Here is a 24,435-nt window from a genome sequence, read left to right as displayed (position 1 = left end):
TTATAGCGTGGAATGGAGAGTGAGTTTGATGAATGATTCTTATAGAATATTAAAAACAATGAAAGAAAATAAGGGAATAAGGTTTGCTTTGGCCACTATTATTCGCGTCGATGGGTCAGCCTACCGACGCGAAGGCGCAAAAATGCTGTTCGGCGAAGATGGAAGACGCTATGGGACAATTAGTGCTGGATGTCTGGAAGAGGATTTAATTCATCACGCACAAGAAGTCATAAAATTCAATACATCTAAAAGCGTTACTTATGATTTGAAATCAACAGACGATTTTTCTTGGGGGCAAAGTGCGGGATGCGATGGGGAGATAGAGGTATATATTGAAGCTATCGTATGGGAACAGGATGAATGGAATCATTGCACACCGGTGTGGTCTCTGATAGATCGATTATTAGAGGGAGGTAAAAGAATTGTTTCTGCAAAGTGTGTGAAAGGAAAAGATAACCAAGGGACTCAATTTCTTTATTCCCATGATGGAGAAATGATATGGGGGAAACAGGACAGCAACCTAAATCAAAATCAAAAACTTGTTCCCTATGTAAAAGAGATTCTTGAAAATAGAAGAAACACCAAATTGATTCATATTTTTGATCTTGAAAGCGACTTTTTGTTCGAACTATTTACCCCGAAAGAATCACTGTACGTTTTTGGAGCGGGCCCTGATGCTGAACCATTGGTTAAATTAGCCTCCTCGGTGGATTTCTCGGTCACGGTGATTGATCCGAGAAGCAGTCGTTGTACGGAAGAGAATTTTCCAACAGCCGACCACAGAATCATCGAGCATCCGGAAACTTATCTTGCGTCTACCCGCTTGCCTTCCCAAAGCTTCGTTCTAGTGATGACCCACAATTTTAATTGGGATCAAAAGATTTTACAGCATTTTCTTCATTGTCCTCCAGCTTATCTCGGGGTATTGGGACCAAGAAGAAGAACTGAACGATTGATTATAAATAAGTCTTTACCGGATATGATTCACTCCCCAATAGGAATAAATATTGGTGCAGAAGGACCTGAGGAAATAAGCATTAGTGTTATGGCGGAATTAATACAGGAGAGGAATCTTTCAAGAAAACAAAAAGAGTTGAATTGGGTCTAGGAAAGAATGGCTAACTTCCAGCTGTCGGGAAACGAATGCAAAAGAAATCCGAATCATTTCGGCAGTTTATCTTGCTGTTTGATCGACATGTACAAGGGCTAAGCTTTAACGGACGGTCCCTTTCAATACATGTCTTTTTGCATTCATAGGAGCCGCTCCACGTTCGCATATTACCGTCAGGGAACTCAGTTAAAGCCCTCTTCGATTCGTAACTTTTCACTAACCTGCCATCTAACCGAAGGTACGGTGAGCTTACTCTTATTTCCTGGTTGCTGGCTGACTTCGTGTGAGAAAGCTTGAGTAGACAGCCCTAACAGCCGATACTGCGGAAATTCCGTTGCTGAATCACATAAGCGCTCTCCGTATCCTTCTTGTTCACGTACCGAAATATCAGCTTCAAAATTTGGGTGTAATTGACCAAGTGAATTTCCATTCTTTCTTGGGAGGTAGCGGTCCCGCACACCGATTGGCCTGGGGAATAATCTTAAGTTATGACGTGGTGGGAGAATCAATAGTCGTCTGAGATGTCGGAGTATTTGTGGAAGCGTTTCCGAAAGATATGAAGAGATGATCTTCCCGTCATGCTTCTTGGCTAGCAGGAAAATTCCAGTGTTTCTGATCTAAAAGGATGCCCTTATTCACCAAATTATTACTATTATAAGTTAAATAATAGTTTATATTATTTAATTGAATTTCTTTGGATAAGGGAATACAGACCATTTCATTATTATTAATTTCTTTATTTAGTATTAAAGGGGGTAAAAAAGCTACTCCGTAATAATGGTTAATTAGATTTTTAATAATTCCAATCTGGTTTGAGAAAAGCTTCTTCTTGGCACTTATTTCGGATAGAGCTTCAACATTATTTCTATAGGGTTCAAAAAAGATTAGATTTTCATGTTTCATGCATTCGAAATTTTTTAAGCATGAGTAACTAGATAAGGAATGACGGGCAGGGAGAATTAAACTGAATTCCTCAGATCCGAGCAAATGACTTTGATATTTTCCATCCTTGATTAAATCGGATGTGAAAGCTATATCAACATCATTTTCGCTTAATGCTTGTAACACATTAGATGATTCCAAAAAGGTTAGATGTACATTCAAGTGTTCGTTTAGAGTAGATAAATCTTGAATTACTTTATAGATAAAAGGGTGGCTTAAAGGAATGGAGCTTCCTATTGTAAAGTAATTGGAGTGACTTAATTCTTGCTTGGCCAACTTCATAGAAGTAATAATCTGTCGAGCGTATGGTAAAAATAATTCTCCTGCGCGGGTAAGTTTAACATTTCTTTTCCCCGATTTTCCTCTTGCAAAAAGCTCTTGACCGAATTCATTTTCTAAAAAAGTTATTCGATTTGTTACCGTTGGTTGTGGAACGAAAAGTTGTTTGGCTGCTTCTGTAAAATTCCCATACTCACAAACGATCAGAAATGTTTCAAGATATACAATGTTAATGATCAAAAACTCCCTTCAGAGTATCGTTTCTTGTTTAAATAAAAATATCATGTAAAGTTATATAACATATATCGGATCGATAAGTGGAAAATACTTCTACAAAAAATATTATATAACATATATAATTATTCGTCCATGGAATAACTGGGTTTTGAAGCGAAATTTATTATAATAAACATTAATTATTAAAATATAATTATAATAAATGTCATAAAAAATAACATTAGAATAAAATATAATTGTAAATTGGTTTCTCATTTCGCACTCTAAACACATCTATAGAATCAAACTAATATTCAAAAAACATATAATTTCATAAAAATGATGTATTTCCCAATTCTACATTATATATTTTATAATATTTTTAAGGAAAACATAAAAAAAGTACTGTATCTTGTGTCTTGAAAGTCTCGGTTGGTAGAAGGTAAGGCAAACCACTCTGACAAAGTTTACATTATATTATCTTATTATGTCATGTTTTTGTTAGGGTGGCATCTTCACAAGCTGCAGCAAAATTTGTTTAGTTAGGTGGTGGAATTCCATTAGTCATTTATTCTAATAAGAAAGAGCATTGAATAACATCCGGGCTAGATAATCAGAAAATCAGATAACGTATGCTTCAAAAATTGGTCCATATAAAAAAAGGAGTGTTAGTTATGTTGATGGCTTTTAGGAAAAAAGGGTTGTTCCTGTATTTATTGTTAGTATGTATTATGTTAGCTGTTACAGCGTGCGGGAAAGAAAATACTACGGCATCCGAAAGTTCGGGAAATAATGCATCATCTGCTGGCTCGGAAGCGAGTCAAGAGAAGATGAATGTTAAAATTGCTTACGGTGTTGATACATCTTTTTCTCTCCTGCCTTCATTAGTTGCATGGGATATGCTTAAAGAAAAAGGGGTTGACGTAACAACCGACTTTTTAGCTAAGCCGAATTTATCTGTACAATCTGTCGTCCAGGGAGGGCATCATATTTCGGCAGGAAACAGCCCCACGAATTATATTTCGGCGGCTGACGGCGGAGCATCCATGAAAATGTTCTGGGAAGAAATAGGGATGTCCTGGTTATTGGTAGCGTCGCCTGAAATACAAAATATTAAGGATCTAGAAGGTAAACGAATCGCGGTCCACAGTGAAACTTCAACAACTAACGCCATCTATGAATGGCTTGTAAAGACCTATGAGTTAAAAGATACTAAAAAAATGATTATTCCGGGCAGCGAGGTACGGGCGCAAGCTGTAATCAACGGACAAACGGATGCGACGCTAATCGAGCTTTCTGATTTTATTGCAGTTGAAAATTCAAATCCTGGCAAGATTCATGACGTATTTTCATTCGCTAAAGAATATCCGGAAATCATTAATATTGGCATGGCGGTAGATAGCAAATGGGCTGCAAATCATCCCGAGACGATGGAGCTGGTAGTAACAACGTTAGCGGAAGCCTCTAAAAAAATTAATAACGATCCGGAATTCGCTGTTCAACAGGGGAAAAAGTATTTTCCGGATATTGAACCGGCAATTGTTGAAGCAACGATTCGCAGCTTTATCGAGAATGGAATTTGGGACACGACAGGCGGACTTACAGAAGAATCAACTAAGAAAAGTATGGAGTTTTTCATTGAAACCGGAACAGTAAAAGTGGACCCGGCAGCCCTTGATTTATCCAAATATTTCGACTTCGATGCATTGAAAGTATTGACTCCATAATCTAAGGGGGCCTTCTTTTGAAATCACCATCATCAGCGGAAACAACTGTAAAACAAACAGGCCGAAGGCTTAATCCTTCTCCTCGCTTTGTCACGAATCCTAAAATATCGCTTACTGGACAAAGCTGGTATCCGACTATGATAAGAATTTGTTCCGTCATTTTATTTTTTGCCATTTGGGAAGTATACGGCAGATTCCAAAATCCGTTAACGTTTGCTCCTGCCAGTTCGGTCATTGTGAGTTTATTTGAAATGATGGGAACAGCCGAGCTATGGATTTCCTTTGGCCAGACCTTTTCAACCTTTCTTGTAGGTTTAATTGTTGCATTGTTCATCGCAATTCCTTTGGGACTTCTGATGGGACAGTTCAGGCAGATTGGGGAGGTTATGAGAGTCTATATGATGTTTCTCATTGTCTTGCCGATGTCCGCATTAGTACCGATTGTAACGATGATTTTTGGAATTGATGTTTTGTCGCGTATCGTAACTGTCATTTTGTTTGCGGCTCCTGAAGTTGTAATGAGCACTTATGCTGCGGTGAAGAGACTAGAGCGTTCCTATGTGGAACTAGGTCGATCCTTCTGTGCTACGTCTTGGCAAATGTTCAGCAAGATCATCTTTCAAGCATCTCTGCCGGGAATCATGGCGGGGGTCAAATTGGGAACGGCTCGTGCACTAGTAGGTATGATTGTAGCTGAAATGCTTATCGTTTCGGTAGGATTGGGGCGTATCCTTGACAATTACGCAGCGCAATTCTTGGCACCGAAGCTTTTTGCGACCGTCCTGCTTATGTTGGTAATCAGTGTTCTCATTCTACAGGCTGTTCAACTGGTGGAACGTAAGCTGCTTCATTGGAAACGCTAATTTAATGGTAAAGGGGATTGGAGCATGATTAGTGTCAGCGGGGTTAATATGCGATACGTTAAAGAGGATAAGAGCGTTTTTGAAGTGCTGAAGAACGTGAATTTGGACATTCGTGATCATGAGTTTTTGTCAATTCTAGGACCAAGCGGTTGCGGGAAAACGACGCTGTTAAAGATGATCGATGGGCTAGTGAAACCTAGTGAGGGGCAAATTAAGATCAATAATCAAGTAATCGATAAGCCCGGAGCGGATCGAGCGGTTGTTTTCCAAAACTTCGTCCTGCTTCCCTGGTTAACTGTCTTGGAGAATGTTGCCTTTGGTTTAGAGCTACGGTCTATTAATAAGAAAGAACGTGAAGAAATCGCCTTCGAATATATTAAAAAGGTCGGACTCACGAATTTCGCTAAACAGTACCCAAGCCAGCTGTCCGGAGGGATGCAGCAAAGAGTGGGAATTGCTCGCGCGCTAGCGGTCAATCCGGATATTCTCTTGATGGATGAGCCTTTTGGGGCTCTGGATGCGCAAACGCGTCAAATTTTGCAGGAAGATTTACTGCGGATTTGGCAGGGAGAAAAGAAAACGGTCATTTTCGTCACTCATGCGATGGATGAAGCCGTGTTCCTGTCGGATCGCGTAGCCGTCATGGCCACACGTCCAGGCTATATTAAAGAGATTATAGATATCGATCTGCCTCGTGACCGTGACGAATCGATTCGTAAAGATCCGAGATTTGCGGATTTAACAGTGTATATGTGGGATTCGTTGAAAAAAGTGATGTCTGAGGCAGACACCGGTTTTGATGTAGCATAAGGGGGTGAGCGATTTTGTTGAAGATAATAACTAATAATCGATATATTGGTTTCACGGCTTTCATCCCACTCATTATTCTCTGGGAGATATTAGGCCAAATGGAACTTACCTTTATGTTACCTCCATTGACTGACGTTCTTAAGGCGGGATTAAGCGTTTGGTCGAACGAGAGATTTCTTAGCTCAATCCAGAACAGTTTATTGAGCCTGGTATATGGATTTGGTTTGGCCGTTGTTATTGGTTTAGTTGTTGGCGTGCTAATGGGTCGTTACAAAACTGCCGAATACATGCTTGACATTTATGTTAACACTTTGATGGCCGCACCTATGGCTGCGCTTGTTCCTATTTTGGTGCTAATCTTTGGTCTTGGAAGTCAAAGTATTGTTTCTGTCGTTTTTCTTTACTCCGTGTTTGTGATTATTGTCCAAACCTCTTCGGGAGTGCGGCATGCAAGCAAAGCCTTAGGTGAGATGGCATATTCATTTGGAGCTAATGAAGGACAAATCCTGCAGAAGGTTGTTTTGCCGGCGGCGCTGCCCATGATCATGAATGGATTGCAGCTGGGTATCGGCCGAGCAGTTAAGGGGCTGATTATCGGTGAACAACTAGTTGCACTTGTAGGCATAGGGGCCATTATTATGCGATATGGAGCGGCCTTTCAAGTGGCGGAGTTATACGCGATGATTTTATTTATCGGACTATTAGGTCTATTGCTTATGCAAGGAGTTGGATTTCTACAACGATTATTGATTAAGCCTTCCCATGGATAGTATCCGAACACCGGTTCCAAATTAAAAAGGTGAGGTGTTACGAATGACGGATAAGCAAACCCTCGAGCTCATATGGAATCAGATTGATGAGAATGAACTAATCGAACTAATCCTTGATCTGGGAAAAATTTATAGTCCGACGACACATGAACGGGAGGTTGCGGATTATGTCTTACAATGGTTGGTGAAGGAGGGGATCACGGCCAAGGAAGTGTCTCTCATCCCGGAGCGTCCCAATATTCTTGCCAAAATAAAGGGCAGCGGGGATGGAAAAAGCTTGATTTTTAACAGTCATATGGATACAGCCATCTGGCATAATGACCCGAGGTATCGTGAACCCAATGATCCTATATACCACTCGGCTTGGCGTGATGGGGATTGGCTTTACGGCAATGGAGTAATGAATGATAAGGGGCAGCTGGGTACCTGGCTTATTGCGGTTAAAGCTTTGCGCAAGGCCGGTGTGCAATTAAAGGGTGATTTGCTGCTATCGATGGTCTCGGGTGAGATAGGCTATGAGCCCGTGGATGAGTTTCAAGGACTTGATTACAGCGGAAAAGATATGGGAGCACGTTATCTGGTTACGCACGGAGGTGTAGCCGACTATGCTCTAGTCGCTGAGGCAAGCAATTTCACCATCGGATGGGTGGAGGCGGGCAAGGCTTTCTGCAAAGTGACCGTTTATGGTGGTAAATCCTTATACACACCCTATGTTCCTCGTAGGACAAGAATTGAGGAAAGTCCCAATGCTATCGTACAAGGGGCTCGTTTTATTCAAGCATTGGAATCATGGGCAAATATATACGAGGATAAGTATCGTTACGAATGCGCGGGAGGTACGGTTATCCCTAAAATAAGCATCGGTGGCATTCGTGGAGGTCTGCCTTATCAAGTAACAAAGACAACCGAGGTATGTCATATTTACATTGATGTCCGCATGCCGCCCGGAACGAGACCAACGGATATCGTCCGGGAATTGGAGACCTTGCTGCAGCAATCAAACCTTGAAGGGCAAGTAGAGCTAATCCTTTACCGACCTGGTCATGAGGCTCAAGGAACGGAGCCGTTGGTTGAAGCCATACGCGAAGCCCACCAATCGCTATTTGGCGAACTGCCGGGCAAGCCGCCCATCCCAACGACCAGTATGTGGCGGGACATTAATCCGTTTAATGAAGTGGGCATCCCAGCCGTTTTCTATGGGCCCGGAGGAGGGAGTGGAGGCGGCGGCAACGCTGTTCTGATCCAAGACTTCGTCAATGCCGCCAAGGTTTACGCCGCTACGATATTAAACATTTGTAATCAAGAAAGGTAATGGGAATTTTTATATGTAAAATTTTGATATATATAAAATTTATTCCATCATAAAAATAACGTATTTCACATTGTGCATAATATATTTTATTATTTTTAAGAAAAAGAATATTTAGACAATTGATGAGAGCTCAAGGTACAAGCAAAAACAAAAAGCTGGACCTACAAAAAAATGAATAATAAAGGTGGTTTTAGAAATGAAGGTACAAGGTGAAATCGTGGTTGAAGCTAGTCAGGAAGACGTTTGGAAAGCATTGAATGATCCAGAGGTTCTAAGTAAAGCAACCCCTGGTTGTAAAGCTTTGATAGAAGTAGAACCGGATTCTTATAAGGCGGAGATTGTTCTTGGTATTGCAGCGGTACGTGGTGAATATGTAGCGGAGATTCAAATTTTCGAGAAATCTGCACCGAACCGTTACCGTCTTCTGATGAAGGCCGACAGTAAAATGGGTTTTGTGGAAGGCAATGCCGTTGTTGAATTGATATATAACGAGCCTAAAACAACCATCCGCTACGATGGAGAGGCTAAGGTGGGAGGATTAGTGGCAGGTGTAGGCCAGAGAATCCTGTCGGGAATTGCTAAAATGATCGTAAAGGATTTCTTCAAGAAAATTGCGAAGGAATCAAATGCTAAAGAAGTGAACTAGAACTGTGATTAATCTCCAATAGAAAAGAGGGTATAACGTGAAACCAGCGGTATTTGAGTATCATTGTCCATCAACGCTAGAGGAAGCTTTACAGTTATTGGATGAATATGGCTACGACGCCAAAATCATGTCGGGTGGACAAAGTCTAATCCCCATGATGAATATGCGTTTAGCTCGTCCTAAAACTTTAATTGATATCAATCATATTAAGGAACTGAATTATATTCGTGTTACGGATTCAGATATTCAGATAGGTGGATTAACACGGCATTACCAGCTTCAACAGTCCAAAGAAATTGAGCAGATTTGTCCTTTGATTACAGAAGGAGTGAAATTGATTGGTCATGATCAGATCCGATCTCGCGGGACGTTAGGAGGCAGTGTGGTACACGCCGATCCTACGGCGGAACTTCCAGTTATTCTTAGTACACTTGGAGCAACCGTTACACTTGCTTCAACCGAGGGGAGTCGAACGGTTACAACCGATGAGTTCTTTATGACCTTTTTAACAACCACGATCGAAATGAATGAGATGTTAGTATCGGTTCAAATTCCGCGTCCCTCTGCCAATACTGGATTTGCAATTGATGAGTTCACCTTGCGAAAAGGCGATTTTGCTATTGTTCTGGCAGCAGCATCCGTTACCTTGGATGAGCAGGGGAGGGTAAAATCAGCTGTTCTGGGATTGGGAGGGGTTGACGGAGTTCCTGTTATCTTAGATGAAGTGACGGCGGGGCTGATTGGCTATATTCCTGATCGTAATCTTATAGCTGAATGCTGTAATAAAATTGGAGAATTGGTTGATCCGGAACCTGATATTCATGCAAGTGGTGAGTATCGAAGAGATTTGTGTATCACGTATGCAGCGCGCGTATTGGAACTTGCGGCTGAAAGAGCGATTAAACAATAGGCTGTTATGATATTAATGGAGGTGTAACAGTGACACAGAATAACTTAAAAAATATAACAGTTACCGTCAATGGTAAGGAGCATAGCTTATCGGTTGAGCCTAGAATGCTATTGTCTGATGTTCTTCGGGATGAGCTAGGCTTAACGGGAACACATGTGGGCTGTGAGCACGGAATTTGCGGGGCGTGTACGGTGATGATGGACGAGAGGCCTGTGCGGTCATGTCTGGTTTTTGGCGTCCAAGCCGATCAAGCCAAGATCCTAACCGTAGAAGGATTGTCGAATGCGGATGATACCCTTCATCCGCTGCAAGAGGCCTTCAGGGAAAAACACGGTCTGCAGTGTGGATTCTGCACTCCAGGGTTTCTTATAACGGCCTGCCATTTTCTTGAGGAGAATCCTCATCCGAGCCGTGAAGAAATCAGGGAAGGGATTTCAGGGAATCTATGTCGATGTACCGGGTATCAAAATATCGTCGATGCCGTAGAAATGGCAGCAGAGATGCTCAGTAAAGATAAAAAAAGTGAGACAGATCAATGTACTGTACAGGCCATGCAGCCATAAAAAATGAAGAAATTGCAGAATAATAGAAAATAGAAAGGTAAGGTAGTTTGTTGGGTAAAATAATAAATAGGGGGGGGATGTTATTGTGGACATTATAAAATTCGGAATCGTAACCGGGTGTATTTTATTGTTAAGTACAGTTGGATTTTCGATGATTTGGAAATCGGAAAAATTTTTAAATATTGCTCATGGTCAACTCATTTTGGTAGGTGCCTATATTGCCTATTTGTTTAATGTAACATTAGGCTTACCTTTTGCTGTATCAGCTATAGGCTCTGTTGTAGTCACGGCTTTCATTGGGCTGCTTATTGCAAAGGTTTTTTATTATCCTGTAAGGCATCAGGGTCAATTAGTACTTTTGTTTACATCCATTGGTCTAGCTTATGTAATTTATGGCACTGTTCAAGCTTTAGCCGGAACTAAAGTAAAAGCATATAATTTAGCTCCAACTCAAGCTTTGACCATTGGAGGAAAATCCTTCTTTACTCCTCATGAAATTGCTATTATTTTTATCGCCATCACTTGTGCTTTATCCCTTCACATCTTTCTTGCAAAATCGAAGAGCGGTCGGGGAATACGTGCTATGGCAGAAAATATCCGATTAGCGCAAATACGGGGAATTCACTTTTCAAGACTGTACACTTTTATATGGCTGATTGCCTCGGGTCTGGCGGGATTAGCAGGGGTTTTATTAGCAATGAATGGTTCGCTGCATACGGATATAGGATGGATTGAGATATTAGTTGTATTGTCTGCAGCTGTACTTGGAGGATCGGGTGCAATCTATGGGGCTATGCTTGCGGCATTAATCATTGGATTGAGTATGGATTTCAGTACGTTAATCATTCCTGCTTCTTATCGCCCAACGGTTGCTTTTCTTATTATCATATTAGTACTTTTCATTCGGCCACAAGGTCTTTCAAAAGGGGGAAGTACTTGATGGAGTGGCTATTATTTATTGCGGGATTGCTTGCCTTGGCAGGAATTTATGCCATGCTGAGCTTGACGCTCAATATTGATTCCGGTTTTTTGGGATTATGGAACTTGGGAGTCGCTGGTTTTTTAGCAGTTGGCGCATATACATACACACTAGTTACACTAGATCAGCCTGGGACATTAGGATTAGGCATGCCCATATGGGTTGGTCTGTTGGCAGCAGCTATTGCTTCAGGGGTAGCAGGATTAATTGTCGGTCTACCTTCCTTACGTTTAAAAAAAGAATATTTGCTGATCACAACGTTTGCTTTTGCAGAAGTAATCCGCCAAGTCATTACAAATGAAAAATGGTTAACCAATGGTAATATAGGTTTTTATGGTCTTCCAAAGCCATTCGAGAGTTATTTTAGCGGAATAAACTATATCTTCTTTTTTACTGTATTGGTTTTAGTGATACTTGCTATCTACTTTTGGTTGGCACAACGTTTGACATATTCACCCTTGGGGAGATTAATGCGAGCTATTCGTGAGAACGAATCAGCCACCTTATCGATTGGAAAAGACATTTATAGAACAAAATTGAAAATATTTATTCTAACGAATATGTTTGTAGGGATCGTTGGTGCAATCTATGTTTGGTACAGTTCGATTATATTACCGAGCATGTTTACATCCACTATCACTTTTACGGTTTGGACTGCTTTAGTAATCGGTGGAATCGGAAACAATAAAGGGGCTGTCATAGGAGCTATCGTTCTTATCTTTGTACAGGAATTCACACGCTTTTTTCAGGTTTCACCAGATATGGCCGTGGTTTTGGCATCCCTTAGATGGGTAGTTATCGGATTCATGCTGGTTTTTGTTTTACGGTTTCGTCCGCAAGGCATTTTATCAGAGAAGATACCATCGGTAGAGACTAGAATGAAACTTTTTAATGGAAATTTTTCTAATAAGGGAGTTGATTTTCATTCTAAAAGTCAGTCGTTTAAGTAAAAGCTTCGGCGGTGTTCAAGCGGTTAAAGATGTTTCGTTAGAGATTAAAGAAGGCGAAATTATTGGTTTAATCGGACCCAATGGAGCGGGAAAAACCACTTTATTTAATATGATTAGTTATACAACCCCTTATAATCAAGGGGAAGTAATATTCATGAACCGTTCTCTTTCGGGGTTATCCACTCAAGAAATTGCTCGATCAGGAATCGTCAAGACATTCCAGACACCGATAGGTTTTCCAAATTTGAGTTGTTTAGATAATTTATTGGTTGTTCCTTCTCACAAAGGAGAGAGAATATCTCATTCCATTTTTCAGCATCGTGAGGTCATAGACAGAGAGAGAGAAAATTATGAAAAAGCTATAGATTTATTAAAGAAAATTAACCTTTATGACAAACGAAATGAACTGGCAGCCAATCTCAGTGCCGGAGAGCTAAGATTACTAGAAATTAGCCGGCAATTAATGTTAGATCCAAAATTATTAATGTTAGATGAGCCTGCTTCAGGAATCAACCCTGCAATGCTGGAGAAATTGGTAGAGCATATTCAAATTCTTCGTCAACAAGGGATGACATTTTTAATTATTGATCATAACTTAGGTTTTATTATGGAAATTTGCGATCGTATGTATGTTTTAGCACATGGTGAAATTATTGCTAGCGGTACCCCGCAGGAAGTAGCTAATAATCCTTTAGTTAAGTCTGTCTATTTAGGGGAGGCTGAACACGATGCTTCTTAATGTGAAGGGGTTAACTTCCGGATACGGCAAAATTCATGTTTTACATGGAGTGGATCTTCATGTTGAGACAGGGGAAATGATTGGTATCATTGGACCTAATGGCGCAGGGAAATCAACGCTAATGGATACCATAACGGGGCTTTTACCTACGATAAAGGGTGAAATTACTTTTCAAGGAGAAGCAGTTAGCAGCATGGATCCTAGTAAACTCTCCAAGCTTGGTTTGGGGTATGTTCCACAAAGAAAAAATGTGTTTGCTGAGTTAACAGTTGAAGAGAATCTCCTAATGGGAGCCTATACATTAAAAAAACCAAAAAGTGCTATTCAAGAGACATTGGATCTATTTCCAGACCTTAAAAATCGTATGGGACAATATGCTGGGACACTAAGCGGAGGGCAAAGGCAAATGTTAGCACTCGCTAGCGCACTCATTGTAAAGCCCAAACTGCTGTTACTCGATGAACCTACAACAGGGTTAGCACCACAAATTATTGCTGGATTGGTAGACTTAATTGTTCAGATCAGGAAGAGCGGAACAACCATTATTTGGGTGGTCGAAGAGAATCCGCTTCAGGTTTTACGGCATGTCGATAGAGTTTATTTAATGGATTCCGGTCAGATTAGGGCTGAGTATAAAGGGAAAGAAATTATGGAAAATGAAGATTTAGAAGGCTTATTCTTAGGAACACACCATTAAAGGGGGATAAGTAAATGAAAAATAAACTTACTAGGGTCATTATTATTTTAATGGTGATAGTTCTTTCTGCGGCATGCTCGGCTCCTCCTTCTGGGAATAACAATTCCACCACTACTTCCGAGAGTAAGGCAGGCGATATTTCAATCGGTTATTTGGGCGGTTTTACTGGGGATTATGCACCATGGACTGAGGAGAACTTTAAAGCAGCTCAATTAGCAGTGGAGGAGATCAATAAGTCTGGTGGGGTACTCAATGGGCGAATGATCAAATTAATTAATGAGGATAACCACAGTAGTGTGGAAGGCTCGATTCAGGGTTTTCAAAAATTGGTGAATATCAATTCGGTTGTTTCTGTTGTTGGAACAGAATCAGACGGAATAATGGCACTGCTCAAGGATGCGAAAAACAGACAAGTTCCAGTTTTTGGGCACAATGCAGGCACCCCAGAGTTTGATAACAAAGGTGGGGATTATGCGTTTCGGACCGCCCCCTCGGACACTTTGAATGGATTGGTAAGTGCAGAAATACTTTTAGATAAAGGATATAACGAAATAGCTATTATGGTGGAAAATGTAGAAGGCGCTCAGGCAAATGCCGAATCCTTCGAGAAAACTTTCGAAGAAAAAGGCGGTAAAATCGTTTCCACTGTGACCTTCAATCCAGGACAAAACACATACCAAGGTGAGCTGAAAAAAATAGCGGCTTCAAAGCCTAAATTAGTTTATTTCTTTGGTGGAATTACTGCCGGAACAGTTATTTTCAAACAAGAGTATCAGCAAAATTACGGTTGGCAATGGGTGGTAAGTACAGAGCTTCTATCCCCTGACCTTATCAATGCCATCGGCAAAGATGTTTCAGAAGGCATGATGGGGGTTGTGCCGGCAGAGGATATTAAACTTGAATCGTATACTAGATTTAGAACCGACTTTGAGACTAAGTTTGGATTTCCTCCAGGGGCAGGAATGTATGATACTAACGCTTATGACATGATCATGTTGATTGCGCTGGCCATTGAAGCCGGGGGTGAAGCAAGTGGTAAAGCCGTCAATGACAATATTGCTAAGGTAGCTAATCCTCCAGGTGTAGTGGCTAATAGCTTTGCAGACGCAATGAAAGAGTTAAAGAACGGTAATGACATTAATTACGAAGGCGCATCTGGGCCAGTAGATTTCAATGAATTTGGCAATGTTGCTTCTTCCTTTGCTCTATTAGAAGTGAAAAACGGGGGATTGCAGCAAGTAGAGTTCTTCCCGGCTAGTGAATTTAAACTCGATTAGATTGTAAGATGATCTTAGAAACCAAGAGAAAAATGAACACTACTATTGAGAGGTGAAGGAATGAAATATATAGGGAAGTCAATCAAACGAAAGATTGATCCGAGGCTGCTCCGGGGAAATGGACGTTATATAGGTGATATTAAAATCGAGGGTACATTAAGTGCAGCTTTTTTGAGAAGCCCACACGCCCATGCTCGAATTCAAAGTATTGATTTAGAACAAGCTCGTCGTTTACCGGGTGTTATAGCCGTGTTCGGTCCTGATGATGGAGGGGAACTTCCCTCCCTCCCTTTTCTCTTCCCATATCCGAGTCTAATTCCTATTACTCAACAGCCACTCAACTCTACTATTCATCATGTTGGCGAACCGATTGCCATGGTGATTGCGAGCTCTCGTTATATTGCAGAAGATGCCTTGGACTTAATTAAAGTGGATTATCAAAAACTGCCTGCCGTTGCCCATCTGGAGGATGCGGTTCGTCCAGATTCGCCGTTGGCACATGAACATCTGCAGTCTAATCAGGCTGCTCAATTTCAGCAGAGTATCGGCGATGCAGAAGCGGCTATGAAAAATGCAGCAGTAGTTGTGAAGCAGCGATTTAAAATTGGAAGAGTAAGTTGTTTACCTATTGAAACGAGAGGAATGCTGGCTATATGGAATAATCATAAAAGTGAGCCAACATTAGAAGTATATGCTACTACTCAGAGTCAACATGAAATGCGCAGGATCCTGGCAGAATCCCTGAATCTATCCGAACATCAGGTTCGGGTTATTGCACCGGACGTTGGAGGGGCGTTCGGCGCTAAGGCTCCTTTTTATGTAGAAGACTTATTGGTTGCCTGGGCGTCGATGAAAGTGGAGGCCCCTGTAAGGTGGCTTGAAGATCGCATGGAGCATATGATGAGTTCTGTCCACGAACGTGAACAAATCCATGAAGCTTCACTAGGTGTAACAGAAGATGGCAAAATTATAGCCTTAACCGATAGTATCTTGGCCAATACTGGCGCCTATGTACCATGGGGTATTATAGTTCCTATAATCACTTCAACATTAATCCCCGGTCCTTATAAAGTCCCAAATTACTTATGTGATGTTCGAGTGCTATATACGAATACCGTTCCACTAGCACCATTTCGAGGAGCCGGAAGGCCGCAAGCCGCATTGATCTTAAATCGACTGTTAGATGAAGCAGCATTTCAACTAGGTATGGACCCAATGGAAATTAAACGAAAAAATTTGATTCAGCATCATGAGTTTCCTTATAACAGCGGCCTAATTTCTCGAGATGGGAGACCCCAGATATACGATAGCGGAAATTATCAAAAGCTTTTCGATGTAGTAAAGAAAGAAGGCGAGTATGACCGGTGGATTCAACTTAAAGAAGAATACCGCAAGCAAGGCCGCAATATAGGGATTGGTACCGCTTTCTCAATTGAAAGTACAGCTTTCGGTTCCTATGAGGGAGCAACAGTTCGCGTAGAATATACTGGTGAAGTGACGATCTTTACCGGTGCTTCCAATCAGGGTCAAGGTCACGAAACATCGTTAGCGCAGGTTGCTGCTGAAGTTTTGAGTGTTCCTATTGAAAGAATAACCTTAAGAGAAGGGGACACAGGAACATTTCCTTATGGTACAGGAACATTCGCTAGCAGGATTGCTACTATTGTAGGTACCGCTATTTACAAAGCAGCTCAAGGTGTGAAGGAAAGAGCGTTAAAAATCGCAGCTCACAAATTAAGTTCCCCTGTTGACAGCCTTGAACTAAGTGAAGGATTTGTTCAATTAAAAGGAGATAGCAAGACTAGGATTTCCTTAGGGCAATTGGCCCACGAGGCAAGAGGAATTTTTCCTGGAACGACTTTTGATCTCCCGGTTGCACCTGGCTTAGAGGTGACTGATTATTTTGCACCTCAGGGAGCGGCCATTACCTCCATGGCAGATATGGCCGTTGTAGAAGTAGATCCGGAAACCTTTAAGATCAAAGTTTTAAATTATGCAGGGGTACATGATTGCGGAACGATATTGAATCCTATGATTGTGACGGGGCAGACCCTTGGAGGCATTTCGAACGGTATAGGAAATGCGTTATATGAAGAGGTCGTATATGATAGCGATGGTCAGTTATTAACGAGCACTTTAATGGATTATATTGTGCCTACGGCTAATGAGATGCCGGAATGCAATCTGCACCATATTGAGACCCCATCCCCGCTAAATCCATTAGGTATAAAAGGTACCGGTGAAAGCGGCAGTATTCCAGTACTTGCAGTAATCCAGTCTGCAGTCCAAGATGCACTGCGTGATCATGGTATTCGAGTAGAGAATATTCCTGTGAAACCATCATATCTCAAAGAGCAATTTAGAAAACAAGAGGCGGCAGCTTTTGCGGAGGGAAAGATTTGATCATAACATTGTGCAATATTATGGAGGTGTAACGGTGACGCAGAATAACTTGAACAATATAACAGTTACCGTCAATGGTAAGGAGCATAGCTTATCGGTTGAACCCAGAATGCTATTGTCTGATGTTCTTCGGGATGAGCTTGGCTTAACGGGAACACATGTGGGCTGTGAGCACGGAATTTGCGGGGCGTGTACGGTGATGATGGACGAGAGGCCTGTGCGGTCATGTCTGGTTTTTGGCGTCCAAGCCAATCAAGCCAAAATCCTAACCGTAGAAGGATTGTCGAATGCGGATGGTACCCTTCATCCGCTGCAGGAGGCCTTCAGAGAAAAACACGGTCTGCAGTGTGGATTCTGCACTCCAGGGTTTCTTATATCGGCCTGCCATTTTCTTGAGGAGAACCCTCATCCGAGCCGTGAAGAAATCAGGGAAGGGATTTCAGGGAATCTATGTCGATGTACCGGGTATCAAAATATCGTCGATGCCGTAGAAATGGCAGCAGAGATGCTCAGTAAAGATAAAATAAGTGAGACAGATCAATGTACTGTACAGGCCGAGCACCCGGCAGGAATTTGATTAATATTCTTTAGTAGGAGGAACGTAATATGCGTTATTTAGGTAAAGCATTGCCTCGCAAAGAAGATTTACGACTTATTACCGGCAACGGTCGATATTTAGCGGATATAGAATCCAAGAATGCACTTCATATGGCTGTACTGCGCAGTCCCCATGCCCATGCCCGAATTGTGAAAATAGATTTGACAAAAGCAAAACAATTTCCTGAAGTGATAGCAGCTGTCTCATTTGAACAGTTGGGTGCAATGGGTAAAAAATTACCAATGCTGGTTCCACATCCCGCATTGCGATCCGAAACGCCTTATCCTCTTGCTAAGGATAAAGTTAATTATGTCGGAGAACCGGTTGCAGTCGTTGTGGCAACCAGTCGGTATATTGCGGAGGATGCGCTCGAACTCATTGATATTGAATACGATGCGCTGCCGGTAGTTGGAAATCCGGAAGACGCGTTAAAAGCTGATGCTCCTCTTCTTCATATGGAAGTTGGCTCCAATACTGCAGCAATGATTATAGAGAAAACAGGTGATGCACAATCCGCGTTCGCCAATGCTGACGTAGTTATCCGTTCCAAATTTCGCATAGGGCGGTGTAGTGTGCAACCCATGGAATCGAGAGGAGTGTTGGCTATTCCCGATACCTTGGGGAATTTGACCATTTGGGACAGCACTCAATCGGTTCATACGATTCGTCGGCTAATCGTAGGATTTCTAGGATTGGAGGAGCAACAAGTCAGATTGATCGCACCCGATGTCGGCGGTGGTTTTGGAGCGAAAAATCGCCTGTACCCGGAGGAAATTCTAGTGCCGTGGCTAGCGCTCCAGTTGGGGAGACCTGTAAAATGGGTCGGTGATCGAATGGAAGATTTAATGGCTTCTTATCAGGAGCGCGATCAGTGGCACGAAGCTGAAATGGCTCTGACGAAGGATGGGAAGATTCTCGCCGTACGTGATCATTTCCTTGCGGACAACGGGGCATATACCCCGTTTGGCATTGTAGTTCCTTATACTACAGCCATCACCATTCCTGGCCCTTACAAAGTTCCTAATTTCTACGCGCAAATGACCTGTGTCTACACCAATAAGACACCTGTTGCGCCATATCGGGGAGCAGGTCGACCACAAGGAGTTTTTGTGATAGAGCGGTTGTTGGATCTTGCAGCCGAACAGCTTGGTCTCGATAAAGCGGAGATAAGACTGCGCAACTTGATCCATACGAAAGAAATGCCTTATGATACCGGACTTTTTTCAAGAGATGGCCGCAAGATGATCTACCATAGCGGAGATTATCCGCAGGCTTTTCAACAAGCATTAGACATGATTGATTATAACGAGTTTCAAAAACTTAAGGAGGATTATCGGAAAGAAGGACGTTATCTGGGAATTGGATTAGCCAATTATATTGAGATGGCAGGTCTTGGTCCGTTTGAGGGGGCTAAAGTGAAGGTAGATCCCGTAACCGGAAAAGTCACCGTTTCTACCGGAGCCGGTTCTCAAGGGCAAGGCCATGAGACCACACTCGCTCAAGTGTGTGCGGAACGACTTGGCGTATCTTTTGATGATGTAAAGGTGGTGGGGGGTGACACAGGCGCCATAGAGTATGGAGTAGGAACCTGGGCAAGCCGAGTAGCGGTAGCAGGAGGAAACGCAGTAAGTGGTGCGGCTCTTAAGGTACGGGACAAAGCTTTAAAATTAGGAGGATTGGTTCTGCAAGCCGATCCAATGGATTTGGACATTGTAGAAGGAATGATCCAAGTGAAGAATGACCCGGATAGAAATGTTTCTTTACAAAAAATTGCCATGATCTCAGTCGATCCTTCAAGATCAACACAACGTCATCTCCCTGAAGGATCGCATTTGCCGGATGATTTTCAACCGGGATTAGAAGAAAGCTTCTATTATTATCCGTCAGCCCTTACGTTTGCGAATGGAACTCATGCAGCGATTGTAGAGGTAGATCCTTCAACAGCTGCGATCAAGGTTCATCGATATATTGTCGTAGACGACTGCGGAAAAGTACTGAATCCTATGATTGTAAAAGGACAGGTAATTGGAGGAGTAGCCCAGGGATTGGGCAATGCGATCTATGAAGAAATGATTCACGATAATAATGGACAGGTGCTGACTGCTACGTATATGGATTATATGATTCCCACCTCTATGGAAGTACCTGATATCCAACTGGGGCATATGGAATCACCTGATCCAAATAATCCTGAAGGGGTAAAGGGCTGTGGCGAAGGTGGAGTAGTGCCTGTGCCCGCGGTCATCAATTCGGCCATTGACGATGCATTGTCTTCATTTGGTATCTATACCACAGAAACACCTGTGTCTCCGTTTAAATTATGGAAACTATTAAAGAAAACGAAGGGAGAAGAGAAAACAGATGGTAACTGATATTCATGCACACTATGTGACCCCTAGAGCGCTAAAGGTTATTCGGGAACATCCCGCTCCTTATGGTGCAAAACTGCAAGTGAATAAAGAGGGTAAAGAATTTATTGAGTTTGCTTACGGTGAGATCATTCGTCCGTTCTTTCCATCCATTATAGACTTGGAAGATCGTGAGCAACGAATGCTTCGTCAAGGAGTGGGTCATGAAGTATTATCGACCTGGCCTGATCTATTTGGTTATGAATTGCCTTCGGAGCAGGGAGCGAAATGGAGCCGGCTTCTCAATGAGGCATTGGCTGAGGACTTAAAGGAAAAAAATGGACTATTTTCTGGTATGGCCACGGTTCCTTTGCAAGATGGAGAACTGGCTGCAAGGGAACTTGAATATGCTGTTTCCAATCTTGGATTTCGTTCTGTTATGATAGCCTCAAATATTGCAGGAAAGGAATTAGATGATCCATCATTTGATCCTTTTTGGGAGGAGGCCGTCCGTCTTCATGTTCCCGTGCTTGTTCATCCTTTACACGTAGCCGGCGAGGAGCGTGTCCGTAGATTTTATATGCGTGCCGCGATCGGCTATCCATATGATACTACGATTGCTGGTGGATACTTAATTCTTGGTGGCGTGTTTGACAGGTTTCCGGATCTAAAAGTAATTCTCCTCCATGCGGGTGGATATTTGCCTTATCAAATTGGTCGTCTTCAGCATACTTATGAGGCTCATGAGGAGTCAAGAAGTATAGCTAAGAAAGGACCTTTAGAATATTTTCAGCTTCTTTATTTTGATACCATCACACATTTTTCTCCAGCTTTAAGCTACCTTGCGGAAATTGCAGGGGCGGACCATCTGCTGCTCGGAACGGATCAGCCTTTCAGCATGGGGGACCCCGATCCTTGCGGGAAGATTAGAACAGCGGGTCTTAGTGAACAGGATATTCGGAAAATTGAGTCTATTAACGCGAAAAACTTATTTCATATGTAATATATAGAGCCAACGTAGAATCATTTACTTGTAAGCTCTTGCCCTCCCAATTCAGCAGCGATTAAAGAGGTGTTCTTAATGAAAAGAATAGTTATGTTAACCCTGTTAATTATATCCATTATCATATCAGGTTGTTCTCAAAATAGTCCGGCGGGTCAATCTGCTGAAGCTAACGCCAATAGTGAATCGAAGAGTAACTTTCCCCAAAAACCTATCGAAATGATTATTCCTTATAACGCAGGTAGTTCTACAGATTTGATTGCCCGAATATTGGCTAACGGAGTATCAAAACATCTTCCAAATGGACAATCTGTTGTTGTTGTGAATAAGGCAGGAGGTTCTGGCACCATAGCAGTAACCGATATATTTCGTGCGAAACCGGATGGATATAAAATCGGTTTGATCAGCGTAACACACCTTGGTATTCAACCTCATTTGGAGCAATCGATATATAGTCACGATAGCTTCCAAACTCTAGTCAGAACAAATGTTATACCGTCGTTTTTAATTGTAAAATCGGATTCCCCTTGGAATACGTTTGAGGAATGGCTGGATTATGCCAAGAAAAACCCGGGTAAATTTACTTACGCAACGGTTGGACCCGGGAGTTCAGTTCATATAAGTATGGAGGCATTAAGCACCGCAGAAGGGATTAAAACCTCACCGGTAGCATTTGAAGGTGCTGGACAATCCTTAAATGCGGTATTAGGAGGCCATGTACTAGGAGGAAATCTTCTTCCCCAAACCTCCAAGGCTCCTTTGGAAGCCGGACAGGTTCGCGCTTTGGTGAACTTTGGGACTGTGAAAAGCGGAGTTTTTAAAGATGTTCCTACGTTACAAGAAAAGGGAATTGATGTGGCATTAGATATATACAATGGACTGATAGCTCCAAAAGGGCTGCCCAAAGACATATTGGATATTTACGATGCAGCATTTAAAAAGACATTGGAAGATCCTGAAATCATTGAACAGTTGAAGAAATTAGATATAGAACCTTCTTACGCGGGACCTGATGAATTTCAAAAAGATATCACGGACAGCTTCAACCAAATTGGGGATACATTAAAGAAAATTGGTATGGTGAAGTAACTTTTAGTAGGGGAGCATAGAAACACTTTTTGATTCTATGCTCCGTTTGCTATAACAACATATATTTTAGAAGGGATGATGGCGTCTTGGAGAAAAAATGGAAGGCAGGATTGTATTCTGGTCTACCTATTTTTCTTTTTTCTGTCTTTATTTTCTGGAAGTCATTTGATCTTCCCTATCTGGGTTCAGTAGGACCGGGGGCAGGTTTTTTTCCTGTTTGGCTAAGTGGAATCTTAATAATCCTTTCTCTATTCTACATGGTTGAATTTAGAAATAAAGAAAATTCGGAAGAAGAATCCATGCCAAAAGGAGAAGATCTAAAAAAAGTATTATATATTATAGGCTGCCTGATTCTTTTTGTCATCATAATTTCCTATTTAGGGTTTGTTTTATCTAGTGCGATCTTCTTATTTTTATTACTCTATCGCGCGTATAAATGGTACTTGAATTTAATTATTTCTGTAGGGACATCCATTTTCTTGTTTTGGCTTTTCCGTACATTGTTGAGTGTCACATTACCAGTTAATGAATTCGGTTGGTAGAAGGAGGCTACATGGATACTCTATCCTTGCTTTTACAAGGTTTTGAAACTGCTCTTACCCTGTCCAATATATTTTACTGTTTGATCGGGGTAACTGTGGGAATGATTGTTGGAGTATTACCGGGGTTAGGTCCTGTGTCGGGTACAGCTCTTCTTATTCCGATCACATTTGGAATGGAACCGATATCCGCCATTATTATGCTTTCCGGAATCTACTATGGTTCCATGTACGGAGGAACAATTACTTCTGTTTTAATTAATACGCCGGGAGAAGCCGCATCGGTAATTACCTGTATTGATGGATATGAGTTAGCGAAGCAAGGACGTGCGGGTACTGCACTGGGAGTAGCGGCCATCGGTTCCTTTATTGGCGGCATCGTGGCGGTTCTCAGTCTATCATTTATTGGTCCTCCTTTAGCTCAATTCGCGTTAAGGTTTGGTCCTCCCGAATACTTTACTATTATGCTGCTCGGGTTGCTCATGTTAGTTGGATTAATGGGTAAATCCTTGGTGAGGGGATTGATTGCCGCCTTATTTGGTTTGATATTATCTTTAATTGGAATGGATCCTTCATCTGGAGCGCCACGATTTACCTTTGGGCAGCTTGAATTATTAGACGGGATAGACTTTTCCGTTCTGGCTTTGGGCCTGTTTGGTATTTCAGAGATTTTGTTGAATGCCGAAAAAAAAATGGACCTGCAGCCCCCCGTCAAAATCCAGGGTCTTTTACCCAAAGGTGAAGAATGGAATCCAACGTTCAAGTCGATTGGAAGAGGGACCTTTTTAGGCTTATTGATCGGTTTGATTCCTGGAGCCAATGCAGCTATTTCCTCTTTGATATCCTATTCGATTGAAAAAAAATGGGCGAAGGATCCATCCCGTTTCGGTAAAGGGGCCATAGAGGGAGTAGCTGGTCCTGAAACAGCGAATAACGCTCACAGCGGAGCTTCTCTTATCCCGCTTTTTACACTCGGAATCCCAAGTTCGCCAACAGTCGCAGTAATTTTAGGGGCGTTTATCATGCATGGTTTAACGCCGGGACCTGCATTGTTTCAGAATAATCCCGATTTTGTATGGGCTGTAATTTCCAGCATGTTTATTGGGAACTTGATACTACTGATTTTTAACTTGCCGCTTGCCAGATTCTGGGCAAAAATAACCTTAGTTCCATATCAATTACTGTTCCCGCTGATTCTAATGATTGCTATCATAGGGGCCTATAGTATTAATAATAGTTTATGGGATGTAGGAGTGATGATTTTCTTTGGTATTCTAGGATACATCATGAAGAAAAAGGACATTCCCATAGCGGCGACCGTGTTGACTTTTGTTTTAGGTACCCAGATCGAAACCTCGCTGTTACAGTCTTTAGCCATTTCTCAATCGGACATTATGATCTTTTTTGATCGACCGATATCTTTCTTTTTGATGATGTTGTGTTTTATCATATTGCTTTTAAGTATCTACAGCGAAATTAAAAAGAAAAGATCTAAATTCGTAAGCGACATTGAAGTATAAAATGCTTGCGGAATTTGATGGGCCATTATTCGATTTATCCGTTTGAAGATTTATGTTCATAAAACTTATGAAGCAATAAATATACAGTATTTCCAAGATATATATTATATATAATATAATATGTGTAAGAAGTGATATGAATCA

22 protein-coding genes are annotated in these 24,435 nt (G+C 41.8%); 21 read left to right on the top strand and 1 reads right to left on the bottom strand.

What is annotated here, in order from left to right; genetic code table 11:
- Positions 1-28 precede the first annotated feature (28 nt).
- Positions 29-1,108 (top strand): XdhC family protein, encoded by a 1,080-nt coding sequence (locus JOE45_RS10050; protein WP_210020329.1) that lies wholly within the window; start codon positions 29-31, stop codon positions 1,106-1,108.
- A gap of 579 nt (positions 1,109-1,687) precedes the next feature.
- Here the strand turns inward: JOE45_RS10050 and JOE45_RS10045 are convergent.
- Positions 1,688-2,572, bottom strand: a complete 885-nt coding sequence (locus JOE45_RS10045; RefSeq protein WP_210020330.1) for a LysR family transcriptional regulator — start codon at positions 2,570-2,572, stop codon at positions 1,688-1,690.
- A 650-nt stretch (positions 2,573-3,222) separates the two neighbouring features.
- Here JOE45_RS10045 and JOE45_RS10040 point away from each other — a divergent pair.
- From JOE45_RS10040 to JOE45_RS09945, 20 genes are all read left to right on the top strand, one after another.
- Entirely contained in the window at positions 3,223-4,275 is a 1,053-nt protein-coding gene (locus tag JOE45_RS10040) for an ABC transporter substrate-binding protein (RefSeq protein ID WP_210020331.1), read from the top strand.
- A gap of 17 nt (positions 4,276-4,292) precedes the next feature.
- Positions 4,293-5,138: an ABC transporter permease gene (locus tag JOE45_RS10035; protein ID WP_210020332.1), complete on the top strand. Its 846-nt coding sequence runs from the start codon at positions 4,293-4,295 to the stop codon at positions 5,136-5,138.
- Between the two features lie 24 nt (positions 5,139-5,162).
- Positions 5,163-5,948: an ABC transporter ATP-binding protein gene (locus JOE45_RS10030; RefSeq protein WP_210020333.1), complete on the top strand. Its 786-nt coding sequence runs from the start codon at positions 5,163-5,165 to the stop codon at positions 5,946-5,948.
- 14 nt (positions 5,949-5,962) lie between these two features.
- Entirely contained in the window at positions 5,963-6,718 is a 756-nt protein-coding gene (locus JOE45_RS10025) for an ABC transporter permease (protein ID WP_210020334.1), read from the top strand.
- A gap of 43 nt (positions 6,719-6,761) precedes the next feature.
- Entirely contained in the window at positions 6,762-8,030 is a 1,269-nt protein-coding gene (locus tag JOE45_RS10020; protein WP_210020335.1) for a M20/M25/M40 family metallo-hydrolase, read from the top strand.
- Between the two features lie 196 nt (positions 8,031-8,226).
- A complete protein-coding gene (locus JOE45_RS10015) occupies positions 8,227-8,676 on the top strand; it encodes an SRPBCC family protein (RefSeq protein WP_210020336.1) in 450 nt (149 codons plus the stop codon).
- A 37-nt stretch (positions 8,677-8,713) separates the two neighbouring features.
- The gene (locus JOE45_RS23985; protein WP_210020337.1) at positions 8,714-9,586 is read left to right on the top strand and encodes an FAD binding domain-containing protein; all 873 of its coding nucleotides are present in this window, start codon (positions 8,714-8,716) and stop codon (positions 9,584-9,586) included.
- A 29-nt stretch (positions 9,587-9,615) separates the two neighbouring features.
- Positions 9,616-10,149 (top strand): (2Fe-2S)-binding protein, encoded by a 534-nt coding sequence (locus tag JOE45_RS10005; RefSeq protein ID WP_210020338.1) that lies wholly within the window; start codon positions 9,616-9,618, stop codon positions 10,147-10,149.
- 85 nt (positions 10,150-10,234) lie between these two features.
- A complete protein-coding gene (locus tag JOE45_RS10000) occupies positions 10,235-11,089 on the top strand; it encodes a branched-chain amino acid ABC transporter permease (RefSeq protein ID WP_210020339.1) in 855 nt (284 codons plus the stop codon).
- Positions 11,089-12,078, top strand: a complete 990-nt coding sequence (locus tag JOE45_RS09995) for a branched-chain amino acid ABC transporter permease (protein ID WP_210020340.1) — start codon at positions 11,089-11,091, stop codon at positions 12,076-12,078. The genes JOE45_RS10000 and JOE45_RS09995 overlap by 1 nt, the downstream gene beginning before the upstream one ends.
- The gene (locus tag JOE45_RS09990) at positions 12,020-12,817 is read left to right on the top strand and encodes an ABC transporter ATP-binding protein (RefSeq protein ID WP_210023339.1); all 798 of its coding nucleotides are present in this window, start codon (positions 12,020-12,022) and stop codon (positions 12,815-12,817) included. The genes JOE45_RS09995 and JOE45_RS09990 overlap by 59 nt, the downstream gene beginning before the upstream one ends.
- Positions 12,807-13,514, top strand: a complete 708-nt coding sequence (locus JOE45_RS09985) for an ABC transporter ATP-binding protein (RefSeq protein WP_210020341.1) — start codon at positions 12,807-12,809, stop codon at positions 13,512-13,514. The genes JOE45_RS09990 and JOE45_RS09985 overlap by 11 nt, the downstream gene beginning before the upstream one ends.
- A 14-nt stretch (positions 13,515-13,528) precedes the next feature.
- Positions 13,529-14,791, top strand: a complete 1,263-nt coding sequence (locus JOE45_RS09980) for an ABC transporter substrate-binding protein (RefSeq protein ID WP_210020342.1) — start codon at positions 13,529-13,531, stop codon at positions 14,789-14,791.
- A gap of 60 nt (positions 14,792-14,851) precedes the next feature.
- Positions 14,852-17,194, top strand: a complete 2,343-nt coding sequence (locus JOE45_RS09975; RefSeq protein ID WP_210020343.1) for a xanthine dehydrogenase family protein molybdopterin-binding subunit — start codon at positions 14,852-14,854, stop codon at positions 17,192-17,194.
- A gap of 34 nt (positions 17,195-17,228) precedes the next feature.
- Positions 17,229-17,771: a (2Fe-2S)-binding protein gene (locus JOE45_RS09970; protein ID WP_348632518.1), complete on the top strand. Its 543-nt coding sequence runs from the start codon at positions 17,229-17,231 to the stop codon at positions 17,769-17,771.
- 29 nt (positions 17,772-17,800) lie between these two features.
- Positions 17,801-20,164, top strand: coding sequence for a xanthine dehydrogenase family protein molybdopterin-binding subunit (locus JOE45_RS09965; protein WP_210020344.1), 2,364 nt, complete (start codon positions 17,801-17,803; stop codon positions 20,162-20,164).
- Complete coding sequence (locus JOE45_RS09960) at positions 20,154-21,143, top strand: amidohydrolase family protein (protein WP_210020345.1); 990 nt, start codon at positions 20,154-20,156, stop codon at positions 21,141-21,143. The genes JOE45_RS09965 and JOE45_RS09960 overlap by 11 nt, the downstream gene beginning before the upstream one ends.
- A gap of 78 nt (positions 21,144-21,221) precedes the next feature.
- Positions 21,222-22,232, top strand: coding sequence for a tripartite tricarboxylate transporter substrate binding protein (locus JOE45_RS09955; protein ID WP_210020346.1), 1,011 nt, complete (start codon positions 21,222-21,224; stop codon positions 22,230-22,232).
- A gap of 86 nt (positions 22,233-22,318) precedes the next feature.
- A complete protein-coding gene (locus tag JOE45_RS09950; RefSeq protein ID WP_210020347.1) occupies positions 22,319-22,774 on the top strand; it encodes a tripartite tricarboxylate transporter TctB family protein in 456 nt (151 codons plus the stop codon).
- An 11-nt stretch (positions 22,775-22,785) separates the two neighbouring features.
- Positions 22,786-24,291 (top strand): tripartite tricarboxylate transporter permease, encoded by a 1,506-nt coding sequence (locus tag JOE45_RS09945; RefSeq protein WP_210020348.1) that lies wholly within the window; start codon positions 22,786-22,788, stop codon positions 24,289-24,291.
- The last annotated feature ends 144 nt before the right edge of the window (positions 24,292-24,435 follow it).

This window comes from Paenibacillus sp. PvR098 (assembly GCF_017833255.1).
Classification (GTDB): domain Bacteria; phylum Bacillota; class Bacilli; order Paenibacillales; family NBRC-103111; genus Paenibacillus_G.
Note: the sequence above shows the minus strand (reverse complement) of the source record. Positions and strands in the feature narration are given on the sequence as shown.